Origin of the sequence: Lelliottia amnigena (assembly GCF_019047465.1) — a bacterium.
In the GTDB taxonomy this organism is placed as follows: domain Bacteria; phylum Pseudomonadota; class Gammaproteobacteria; order Enterobacterales; family Enterobacteriaceae; genus Enterobacter; species Enterobacter amnigenus.
In genome coordinates, this window is record NZ_CP077236.1 from 1,551,632 (window position 1) to 1,562,724 (window position 11,093).

The 11,093-nt window shown below is 55.4% G+C and carries 8 protein-coding genes; 3 read left to right on the forward strand and 5 right to left on the reverse strand.

What is annotated here, in order from left to right; translation table 11 throughout:
* Positions 1–3: 3 nt before the first annotated feature.
* Genes bcsB through bcsR form a run of 4 tightly spaced genes read right to left on the reverse strand, consistent with a single transcriptional unit; the run spans position 4 to position 6,014 of the window.
* A complete protein-coding gene (bcsB, locus tag I6L74_RS07330; RefSeq protein WP_059180389.1) occupies positions 4–2,436 on the reverse strand; it encodes a cellulose biosynthesis cyclic di-GMP-binding regulatory protein BcsB in 2,433 nt (810 codons plus the stop codon).
* 10 nt (positions 2,437–2,446) lie between these two features.
* Positions 2,447–5,065, reverse strand: a complete 2,619-nt coding sequence (bcsA, locus tag I6L74_RS07335) for a UDP-forming cellulose synthase catalytic subunit (RefSeq protein ID WP_059180390.1) — start codon at positions 5,063–5,065, stop codon at positions 2,447–2,449.
* The gene (bcsQ, locus tag I6L74_RS07340) at positions 5,062–5,814 is read right to left on the reverse strand and encodes a cellulose biosynthesis protein BcsQ (protein ID WP_059180391.1); all 753 of its coding nucleotides are present in this window, start codon (positions 5,812–5,814) and stop codon (positions 5,062–5,064) included. Before bcsQ ends, bcsA begins: the two co-directional genes overlap by 4 nt.
* Positions 5,815–5,825: 11 nt before the next feature.
* Positions 5,826–6,014: a cellulose biosynthesis protein BcsR gene (gene bcsR, locus I6L74_RS07345; RefSeq protein WP_059180392.1), complete on the reverse strand. Its 189-nt coding sequence runs from the start codon at positions 6,012–6,014 to the stop codon at positions 5,826–5,828.
* A 175-nt stretch (positions 6,015–6,189) separates the two neighbouring features.
* On the opposite strand from bcsR, the gene bcsE reads away from it, so the two are divergent.
* The 3 genes from bcsE to bcsG are packed head-to-tail and all read left to right on the forward strand — an operon-like array spanning position 6,190 to position 9,615.
* Positions 6,190–7,752, forward strand: a complete 1,563-nt coding sequence (gene bcsE, locus I6L74_RS07350; protein ID WP_059180393.1) for a cellulose biosynthesis c-di-GMP-binding protein BcsE — start codon at positions 6,190–6,192, stop codon at positions 7,750–7,752.
* Positions 7,746–7,943, forward strand: a complete 198-nt coding sequence (gene bcsF, locus I6L74_RS07355) for a cellulose biosynthesis protein BcsF (RefSeq protein WP_059180394.1) — start codon at positions 7,746–7,748, stop codon at positions 7,941–7,943. Before bcsE ends, bcsF begins: the two co-directional genes overlap by 7 nt.
* Positions 7,936–9,615: a cellulose biosynthesis protein BcsG gene (gene bcsG, locus I6L74_RS07360; RefSeq protein WP_059180395.1), complete on the forward strand. Its 1,680-nt coding sequence runs from the start codon at positions 7,936–7,938 to the stop codon at positions 9,613–9,615. The genes bcsF and bcsG overlap by 8 nt, the downstream gene beginning before the upstream one ends.
* A gap of 481 nt (positions 9,616–10,096) precedes the next feature.
* On the opposite strand, the gene I6L74_RS07365 is transcribed toward bcsG, so the two are convergent.
* On the reverse strand, positions 10,097–11,089 hold the full coding sequence (locus tag I6L74_RS07365) for a family 8 glycosyl hydrolase (protein WP_059180396.1): 993 nt from the start codon (positions 11,087–11,089) through the stop codon (positions 10,097–10,099).
* Between the last annotated feature and the right edge of the window lie 4 nt (positions 11,090–11,093).

The window sequence follows — 11,093 nt, forward strand, 5'->3', positions numbered from 1 at the left end:
CCGTTACTCGTTATCCGAATGGAGACGACGACGGCTGATGATTCGCAGCAGACGCCACATCACCCACGCCAGCAACACCACGCTGATAGCCGCAAACACCGCCAGCAGAACCGGGTGATTGGACAGCGCATACCAGATACGCTCAAACCACGGCAAATGGCCGACGTAGTAAACATCGCCCACGCGCAGGCTGTTGACGCCAGACTCACGAATCACCGCCACGGAACCGAACATCGCCGCGCGTTTGCCGCTGTCATTCATCGCCATGTTCAGCAACTCATACCCGCGTGGGCTGTCCGCCAGCAGAGCGATGACGCTGCGCTGTTCGTTGTACGGTGACTGGAACCCGACAATCGCCGCCATCGGGCCTTGCGAGCTGACATTCGTCTGCACGCTCGCTTCGCGATCCGCATTATCCGGCATGATGCTCGGGAACGTCGTCTGGCGCAGCGGCGTATTGACCCAGGATTCCGTCGCCTGAACCAGCAGGTCGATACGTTTATCGTCTTTCAATTTTTCCGGGATGTTGCCGATCACCATAATGTCGGCGTCTTTGTTCTGGATCTGGCTGCCATCATCGGTCAACGTGACGTTAATAGCGGGTAACCCCGTTTGCGCGCCTACGGCGGCCATGGCATCCAGCAGCGTAGCGATCTGCCCTTCGTTTGGCGTTTTAGGCATCACCACAATGGATTCAGACAGATCGGCCATCCGGCTGAACGGGAAGCTGGCGTTCGCAAACGCGCGCAGATCCGGCAGCGCAATGAAGTGATAGTACTTCGAGAAGTCGATAGTCGAATCGTCGCCGATAACCACATGATTCTGCACCGGCTGGAAGGTAATACAGTTATCCACCGAGCCACCCGGCATCGGGTTCATGTACTGGAAATCGAAGCGCAGCTGGTTCACCGCGCCGAGCTTCAGGGCCGGAATCGAAACGTCCGTTTTGCCGTCCAGCAGGCCTTGCAATACTGGCAGACGCAGCAGCAGTTTGTTGGTGTCCTGGCTGCTGGTCAGCGGGAAGGATTGCAGGAACTGGTTGTTCAGGCTGATATCCATCCGCGAGCTGTCTTTGGTTGGCGGCGCGGTGTAGCGATAGTTCAGCGCAATATCAATCCCGTTACTGCGCAGCAGGTACATATCCGGCGGCAGATTCAGCGGGACGTTAATCGCTGACGGCTCAAGCCCCGTTGACTGAAGCTGCTCTTCATAGGTTTTCAGCTCGCCAAAGGTGACCGCACGGTCGGTGCGGATCCAGTTCGGCGCATCGTACGGTTTACGCGCCAGCAGCGGTTTGACTTCGCCAATGGCAACGCTATTGCCACGGAACAGGACGTTGCCCTGCGCAATGCCTTTCGCGGCTTGCACCAAATCTTTATCGTCGCGGCCAAAGACCACCAACAGCTTCACATACGGTTTATCCGGATGATTCACCATTTCGACCATTGGCCCTTTCACATCAGGATGGTCGCGCAGGAAAGAGGGACGCTTCTCATTGGTGGCAAACACAATGGCGTTGCGGTCCGGCAGTTTGTCGAACAGGACCGGGAAGCTTTGCCCGCGCCAGCCTGAACGGGAGCCAAACCACGAGGTGACGATGGTGGCCGCCTGCTGCTGGGTAATATCCGGCGAACCGGCGAATACCACCGGCAGATTCAGCTCGCGATTGTCACGCGGATCGAAGAACGGCACCGGGAACGCAGAGAGATCGTTTTTCACCGCCAGCGTCTGGTAAGTCATGCTCAGCGAGGAATTGCGGCTCACATCCATCCACAGCGTGCTGCTGGCCGGGTTTTCGCACACGTCGCGATAGTGACCGACAAACTCCAGACGTACGCGGTTAAAATCGGTGATAAACAGCGGATTGATCGGCACCTGCGCCAGCGTTTTCTTGCCCAGTTGCTCTTTCGTGACCGGCAGAACGCCCATCAGCTCATCATTGAGATAGACCTTCAACTGGGACTGAACCGGCAGCAGAGACGGCGATGGCGTGTATTCGAGATTCAGCAGGGCATTCGACACCACTTCATCGCTGCGCATCCCAAACTCAACGCCGCCATTCGGGTTGATACCGCGCAAAATCATGCTGCCCGGCGGCGGCGCGATCTGTGCAAACGTCAGCTTCACGTCACGTGACGGGGTGTTTTCAGCCACAATAGGCGCATTCGCCCCGTTAACGCCCGGCATCACCTGCCCAACCGCCTGCGCACCTGTCGGCGTCGCCGGAAGGGTGTTGCCCTCGGTTGGCTGATTTGGCACCAGGTTTTCAGTTTGCGTTGGCGCTGCGGTGACCACCGGATCGGTCGCTTGCGCGACGACAGGCACGGTCGGTGCAGGCGTTGCCGCCGTATTTTCAGGCGCCGCTTGAGCCATCATCGCGGGCAGCGCACTCATCCCAACCGCCACAGCACATATCCAGGAAAGTTTTCTTTTCATCGCGTTATCATCATTGTTGAGCCATAACCGGGTCCGGTTGCTGTATCGCCTCATCTCGCTCAGGACGACGAGGGATAAACGACACCACCCAGGAAACCAGCGAGGTAAGTGACCGGAAAATTATTTTCACTGACGGCGGAGCAAATTCTGCAAGGTGGCGATAACCACGGAACCCCAACTTCAGAATATCCAGCAGACTTTCCAGTGGTTTATCTTCCGGGAAGCTGTCCTGCCAGAGCGCCCACGTATCCGCGCGGGCAAACGTACACTGCACAAAATCGATATGTTGCTTCTTAGTGAGCGGCATCAATTGCAGCCCAACTTCATCCCCCAAAACGCGGACCACCTGCGTCGGGAAGACATATTCCTGCTGGCCGCGCTTGAGCAGTAATTTCACTTTTTGCCCCTCCAGCACTTTTGCCTGGCCGTTGATCTTGATGCCCAAACCGCCGTCCGAGAAGTCCTGGACGGTACAGGAGAAAAGATGCCCATCTTCGCGGGCAATGGCCGCAGGCATGGAGATTTCGACGCGGTGCGCGCGGCGCACCTGTTTACTCTCCACAGATACCGCCACCGCGCCGCCAAGGATAATCAGGTTGTAGAAGACCCACGCGAGGCTCACGATCACGGTCAGCATTTCGCTTTCCGGTCCGTAGAAGTAGCGCCAGATCCCCACCAGCACGCCGACAATATTCAGCAGCACGAGGAAAATGTACGGACGGGAGATCACCCAGTCGACGTACTCTTCCTCTACCAGGCCACCTTTGGCGGTAACGTTAAATTTGCCTTTGTGCGGGTTGATCAGCGCCACCAGCGTCGGCGGTGCGATGTACCAGGCCAGCACCGTTTCGTAGATTTCACTCCAGAACGAATGGCGATATTTGCCCTGAATTTTTGAGTTCGTCAGGCTGGCGTGGATCATGTGCGGCAGCACAAACAGCGCGATCATCAACGCCGGGGCGAAGATGATGTATGCATGCAGCAGCAGGAAGGCCAGCGGCGCGGTCAGGAAGATCAGCCGCGGAATACCGGATAAGAAATGGAACATGGCGTTGAGATAACACAGGCGCTGCGCCATCTTCAGCCCTTTGCCAAACAGCGGGTTATCGAGACGGAAAATCTGTACCATCCCGCGAGCCCAGCGAATACGTTGACCTATGTGCGCCGACAGCGATTCGGTCGCCAGCCCCGCCGCCTGCGGAATACGCATATACGCGGAGGTATAGCCGCGACGGTGCAGACGCAGCGAAGTGTGCGCATCTTCGGTGACGGTTTCGACCGCGATGCCGCCGATTTCGTCCAGCGGAGCGCGTCGAATCACCGCGCAGGAGCCGCAGAAGAACGTGGCATCCCACATGTCGTTACCGTCCTGCACCAGCCCGTAGAAAAGCGTCCCTTCGTTCGGCGTTTTGCGAAAACGCCCCAGATTGCGTTCAAACGGATCGGGAGAGAAGAAGTGGTGCGGCGTCTGCATCATCGCCAGCTGTTTCTCTTTCAGGAACCATCCCATCGTCATTTGCAGGAATGAGCGCGTCGGGACGTGGTCGCAGTCGAAGATCGAGACAAATTCACCCGTGGCGTATTTCAGCGCATTGTTGATGTTCCCGGCTTTGGCATGCTCGTGCGTGGTACGGGCGATATATTCCACCCCGACGCTCTGCGCAAAGTGGCGAAACTCTTCGCGACCGCCGTCGTCGAGGAGCCAGATTTTGAGTTTGTCTTTCGGCCAGTCGATGCCCAGCGAAGCATAAATGGTGTTTTTCACCACGCTCAAATCTTCGTTATACGTCGGGACAAAAATGTCGACGGTCGGCCACACACGCGTGTCTTTCGGCAGCGGAACCGGCTGCCGATTCAGCGGCCATACGACCTGGAAATACCCCAAAATCAGGACAATCCACGCGTAGGTTTCAGCAAACAGCAGCACCAGGCCACACACCAGACTTACCGGATCGTCCCAGTTCAGCGTGGAGGTGTAACGCCACCAGATGTAGCGGCAGGAAACAGTCAGCGACAGGACAATCAGCATCATCGCCGAGAATCGCCCCGGAATGCGGCGCACCAGCAGCGCCACGCCCCACAGCAGTATCAGGAAGATAAACTGCGCCAGCGGGTTAAACGGCTGGGTGATGCAGACCAGCGCCAGAATCAGCGAGAAAACGACGATAACGCCCAGGATAAAGCGCCGTAATCCGGGATGCAGATGCCCCAGCTCTTTTTCGCTCTCAAGATGACGGGTCTGATTTCTGACGCGGTCTGGCAGATTTTCGAGCCACTGATGGTAACGGCCACGCAGATTCTTAAACCCGCCCGTACCGCGCCAGCGCGGTTCTGTTTTTTCTTTCTTAGCCGACGTGGCAATCAGCCAAAGGGCCTGAATCGCGTAACGCGCAGGATCTAACGGCCTTGGCCGGTCAGGATTGAGATGCGGATACAGTTCGCGATGGCGTGCGCGAATGTGCTGCCAGCGCGGGTGTTCGAGCGGGATAAAAATCCAGGCCAGGACCATCCAGAAACAGCCGAGCGCGGCGCTAAAAGACGACGCGCCATGACGGCGGTAATTCCGGTAACGCTCGCTTAAACGGGCGCTAACCGGCGGGATGAGTAACCAGGCGGACACGCGGCTCATGGATGGCTCCTGCCCGGTTCCGGACGTCCGGTATAGTGCAGCAGACACCAGTTGGCCAGCGTAAGGATCTCTTCGGCTGCCAGCGAGTCGCCGCGATATTCACCTAACGGTTGTTTTGATGCCAGACATTCCGCCATCCCTTCGTCACGATGGATGGCCATCGGCAGCAGACGGCGCTGGCTTTGCAGCCAAACCTGATACAAATCATCCTGAATTTGGCTGCCGATACGTAAATCATTGATCAGAATATGTGCGCCCGCCGGCAGCGCCTGTTGATGCAGGCGAATATGGCAATTGGCATCGGCATTGACGATGGTCAGCATATGGTCGCAGTGTTCGATTAACTGGCGAGTCAGCGGTGAAAAGCCGTTTGGCAGATCCAGCAAAATCCACTGATAGTGGCTTTTTTCCTGCAGCAGTTGCAGGGCATCTGCAAAATATCCCAGCGTTCCAAAACGGGTGTGCAGCGATTCCATCTCGCTCACGGTCAGTTGACCAAAAGGCAAGATATCAAGCTGCGAGGTATAACGTTGCGCGGTGTCACGCCAGTCGCGGCCATCAAGCAGCGCGCGCGCCCAGCCGTCGGACACGTCATAATCGACGTTAAAAGACATGCGCAACAAATTATCAGGGCAGGCATCAATAACCAGGACGGATTCACCTAATACCTGTAATGACCATCCCAGCGCCGCTGCGATAGACGTCGTGCCCACACCGCCACGAATGCCCTGTAATCCGAGTATGGCCATCAATGGCTCCCTTATTGTTGACGGGCAAATTCAGCTAATAAAGGCCAGCGTTTAATCGCCGCCGCCAACTGTTCCCGTTGGGAAATATCGGTGTAATCTATTTCTGGCAATGAAAATGCCTGGCTAAGCGCCAAAAAATCGTTTTGGAATGTGTACCCCAGGCTAGAATCAACCGGCGTTGCAGGGTCATTATTATGCATTTTAGTTTCATCCCTTTATTAAAACCAAACGAACTACGGACGTAGAAAGGCTTCCTGCCAGCGAAAATTCATTTACATGCTAAATCTGATGCTCTTTAATTTCAATGTTAGGTTTATTTCTGCGCTTTCGCTAGTAAACTGAGATACAGGTAAATTAAACGCCAAGAGGGACACTGTGAACCCCATATTTTCAGTTGGTATCCAGTCATTGTGGGATGAATTGCGCCACATGCCAGCCGGCGGAGTCTGGTGGATTAGCACGGATCGCAATGACGATGCTATAAGTCTGGTGAATCAAACAATTGCAGCACAAGATAAGGGCGCAAAAGTCGCCGTTGTCACTATGGGTGAAGACCCTAAAAAAATCATCAGACTCAATGAAACGCACGGTCCCGATAAAGTGCGCTTGTTTTCGATGCCACATGAAGAAGATGGTCTATACTTTTTGCCCCGCGATATTCAGTGCAGTATTGACCCCGAACATTATTTAGTGGTTCTCAAATGCACGAATAATTTTTGGCAAAATATATCTTCAGAAAAATTGCGTCTGTGGCTGGAAAAGATCAATAAATGGGCGCGGGTTCAAAATTGTACGCTGCTGGTAATCAGCCCAGGCAGTAATAATGATAAGCAGTTCTCATTTTTAATGAGTGAATATCGCTCTCTCTTTGGTCTTGCCAGCATCCGCCATCAGGCCGACAGCCATGTTTACGATATTGCCTTCTGGTGTAATGAAAAAGGCGTAAGCGCGCGGCAACAACTCACGCTTATGCATAATAATGGCGAGTGGCACGTTGCGCAGCAGGAAGAAACCGTCGTTCAACCGCGTAATGATGAAAAACGCATTTTGAGTCACATTGCAGTATTAGAAGGTGCGCCTGCGCTTTCTGAATATTGGTCGCTGTTTGAAACCAACGAAGGTTTGTTTAACGAGGCCCGCACGACCCAGGCCGCAACGATTGTTTTTTCGCTCACTCAGAATAATCAAATTGAGGCGATGGCGCGGCAGATCCATACCCTGCGCCGTCAGCGCGGCAGCGCGTTGAAAATCGTTGTGCGTGAGAATACCACCAGCCTGCGCGCCACCGATGAGCGTCTGCTCCTTGGCTGTGGGGCGAATATGGTGATTCCGTGGAACGCGCCCCTTTCGCGCTGTTTGACGCTGATCGAAAGTATTCAGGGCCAGCAGTTTACTCGCTACGTCCCGGAGGACATTTCGACGCTGCTTTCCATGACTCAGCCGATGAAATTACGCGGCTATCAGAAGTGGGACACCTTCTGCGAAGCGGTCAGCAATATGATGAGCAACACGCTGCTGCCGGAAAATGGTAAAGGCGTGATGGTCGCGCTGCGCCCGGTTCCGGGTATTCGTATTGAGCAGGCGCTGACGCTGTGTCGCCCTAACCGTACCGGCGATATCATGACCATTGGCGATAATCGTCTGGTGTTATTTTTATCCTTCTGTCGGGTTAACGACCTGGACACCGCGCTAAACCACATATTCCCGCTACCGACCGGCGATATCTTCTCTAACCGTATGATTTGGTTCGAAGACAATCTGATCAGCGCCGAAATCGTGCAGATGCAAATGCTGGAACCTGAGCAGTGGGGCAAACCGCTGCTGATGGCGAGCGATGCGAAACCCGTGCTGAATGCGACGCACGACGGGCACGCCTGGCGTCGCACCCCTGAGCCGCTTCGTTTGTTGAGTGATGCCCAAGAGAGAGCTTCATCATGAATAACAGCGATATCATTCAGTTGGTGATCGTCTGTGCGATCATTTTCTTCCCGCTTGGCTACCTTGCACGCCATTCGCTGCGCCGTATTCGTGATACGACGAGATTGCTGTTTGCAAAACCTCGCTACGTTAAACCAGCAGGAACACTGAAACGGGCTACACACGTCAAGGCAAACCGAAAACATGACTAATTCTACTTATACTGCTTCGGCACCTTCGCCGCTTTGGCAATACTGGCGCGGCCTTTCCGGCTGGAACTTCTACTTTCTGGTGAAGTTTGGTTTGCTGTGGGCGGGCTATCTGAATTTCCACCCGCTGCTAAACCTGGTGTTTATGGCATTTTTGCTGATGCCAATCCCCAACCTGAAGCTGCACCGCCTGCGTCACTGGATAGCCATCCCGATTGGTTTTGCGCTGTTCTGGCACGACACCTGGCTGCCAGGCCCGGAAAGCATCATGAGCCAGGGTTCGCAGGTCGCGGGCTTTAGCGCGGGCTATATTCAGGATCTGGTCGAGCGGTTTATTAACTGGCAGATGATCGGCGCGATTTTCGTGCTGTTCATTGCGTGGCTTTTCCTGTCGCAATGGCTGCGCATCACAGTGTTTGTGGTGGCGATAATGATCTGGCTGAACGTGTTAACGCTGGCCGGTCCGAGCTTCTCTTTGTGGCCAGCCGGCCAAGCGACAGAAACGGTCACCACCACGGGCGGTACGGCAGCACCTACCGTCGCCACTGCCGGAGCCACGCCGGTCATTGGTGATATCCCGTCACAAACCGCGCCGCCGACCAACACCAATCTCAATGCCTGGCTTTCCAGTTTTTATAACGCAGAAGCCAAGCGCCAGACCAAATTCCCGGATGCGTTACCGGCCGATGCGCAGCCTTTTGAACTGCTGGTGATTAACATCTGCTCCCTTTCGTGGGCGGACGTGGAAGCCGCCGGTTTGATGTCGCATCCGCTGTGGTCGCATTTTGATATTCAATTCAAAGACTTCAACTCGGCCACATCGTACAGCGGTCCGGCGGCGATTCGTCTGCTGCGCGCAAGCTGCGGTCAGCCGTCGCATAAGAATTTGTATCAGCCTGCGGGAAATCAGTGTTATTTGTTCGATAACCTTGAAAAACTGGGCTTCTCTCAGCACCTGATGCTCGGTCATAACGGTATTTTCGGCGGCTTCCTGAAAGAAGTGCGTGAAAACGGCGGCATGCATGCGCCGCTGATGGATCAAACAGGTCTGCCGGTTCCGCTGCTCGGCTTTGACGGCTCGCCGGTCTACGACGATACCGCCGTGCTGCAACGCTGGCTGCAAACGGTCGGTAAGGACGATAACGCCCGCAGCGCGACATTCTATAACACCCTGCCGCTGCACGACGGGAACCACTATCCGGGCGTGAGCAAAACGGCGGATTACAAAGTGCGCGCGCAGAAGTTCTTCGATGAGTTGGATGCCTTCTTTACCGAGCTGGAAAAATCTGGCCGTAAGGTGATGGTTGTCGTTGTGCCGGAACATGGCGGCGCGCTGAAAGGCGACAGAATGCAGGTGTCTGGTCTGCGCGATATTCCAAGCCCGTCGATCACCAACGTGCCGGCCGGGATTAAATTCTTTGGCATGAAAGCACCGCATCAGGGTGCGCCGATTGAGATTACCCAGCCGAGCAGCTATCTGGCGATTTCAGAACTGGTGGCGCGTGCAGTGGACGGAAAGCTGTTTGTGGAGGATAGCGTGAACTGGAATCAGCTCACCAGCGGTTTGCCGCAGACGGCGGAAGTGTCCGAGAATGCCAACGCGGTAGTGATTCAGTACCAGGATAAACCGTACGTGCGGTTGAATGGCGGGGATTGGGTACCGTATCCGCAGTAAACGCTTTCCACTTATGGCTGTCGATTGCTGCAAATACGCCCTCTCCATTTAGGGAGAGGGAACAATCAGTGCCGTTTGTCAGTGCAGCGATTTCCTTGCTGATAGGGGTAAAAAAACCAAAGCCATGCCTTTTTCCGGCTGTAAATCGCCGAAGCGTTTCCGTAAGGCCGGGACGACGCGCAGGGATGCGCGGCGAGGGCGTGACCTGCAAGGATGCAGGATCGCGCCCGGCCCGAAAGCCTGAAGGGAAAAGCTGAGGGAATCGCGTAGCGGCGATTTTCTTGCCGGGAGCCGGGGTTGCCAGGGTGGTGGCGATTGAGCCACCCTGGCACGTTCACAGGTTCAGGATTGATAGAAAAGCACGAAACTGGAAGTGAACGGAACAATCCACTGAACCGCATATCCCCCTCGCCCCAGCCCTCTCCCTAATGGAGAGGGAGCTGCGCAGGTATACTCTCTCCCTCGCGAGGAGAAAACGTTACTACTGCTCCGCCAACCACACCAACATCTTCAGACTCGCCGAATAATAATCATCCATCGCGGTGATATCCGGTTCGCCAGTGGATTGCCCCATCGTTAAATCACGCACTGCCAGCAACCCGCCTTGCATCATGTAAGGCGCGTATTCATTGGTCGTGACATTCACCCAGGCTGGGGTTTTCTCGCGGCTAAACTGTCCAAACCAGCTGCGCCATGGCGTCAGTGACGGACTTTGCGGACTCGACCAGTGGATATACAGCGGAATACGGATCGCATCGTAGCTCATGCGCGGCGGCCAGGCGTTGGCGGGGGTCAGCTTGCCGCCCGCCGCCAGTGACATCCAGTCGGTCGGCAAATTCGCCGTCCCCGTACCCATTTTGCCCAGCACCTTGTGTCCATCCTGAATCAGCTCGCGCCACACCTGCAAATGGCTGCGATCGGCGAAGGCCTGCCAGGCTGGGAAAATAAAGTACGACGGATTCAGAATCACTTCGCTGTTGAGATTGAATCCCTGCGCGCCCGGCAGCATCACGCGGTAACCCGCATAGTGAATAACCGTGCGCGCCACCAGCGATTTGGTGATCGCATCAGATGCCTGGCTGTAACGCGCATCATGCCAGCGCGCGTCCGCTTTTAATAACGCCCAGGCGATCAGCGCGTCGCCATCGGAGGCATTATTTTTGTCAGGAATCGGGTCCGGCAGGACCGGATTGTAGCGCCAGTAAAACAGGCCGTTGCTTTTGTTTTTCAACGTACTGTCCGTCCACTGCCAAAGCTTGTCGAACGCCGTTTTGTCGTCGCTCGCCACCGCCATCAGCATGGCAAAGCCTTGCCCTTCGGTGTGGGAAACATTGCCGTTGCCGGTATCGACAATCCGGCCATCCGGCATCAAAAAGCGCGCTTTATAACTCTCCCAGGCCTGTCCGGCCTGAGAGAACGGGGAAAACATCACAGTCATCATGACCGCCAGTACGGCGCATGCGGGCTTACGCATAATT

Coding starts and splice junctions, on each gene's coding strand:
- bcsA (WP_059180390.1), bottom strand. CDS start 5,065: ATGAGCCGCGTGTCCGCCTGGTTACTCATCCCGCCGGTTAGCGCCCGT.
- bcsG (WP_059180395.1), top strand. CDS start 7,936: ATGACTAATTCTACTTATACTGCTTCGGCACCTTCGCCGCTTTGGCAA.
- I6L74_RS07365 (WP_059180396.1), bottom strand. CDS start 11,089: ATGCGTAAGCCCGCATGCGCCGTACTGGCGGTCATGATGACTGTGATG.
- bcsR (WP_059180392.1), bottom strand. CDS start 6,014: ATGCATAATAATGACCCTGCAACGCCGGTTGATTCTAGCCTGGGGTAC.
- bcsB (WP_059180389.1), bottom strand. CDS start 2,436: ATGAAAAGAAAACTTTCCTGGATATGTGCTGTGGCGGTTGGGATGAGT.
- bcsQ (WP_059180391.1), bottom strand. CDS start 5,814: ATGGCCATACTCGGATTACAGGGCATTCGTGGCGGTGTGGGCACGACG.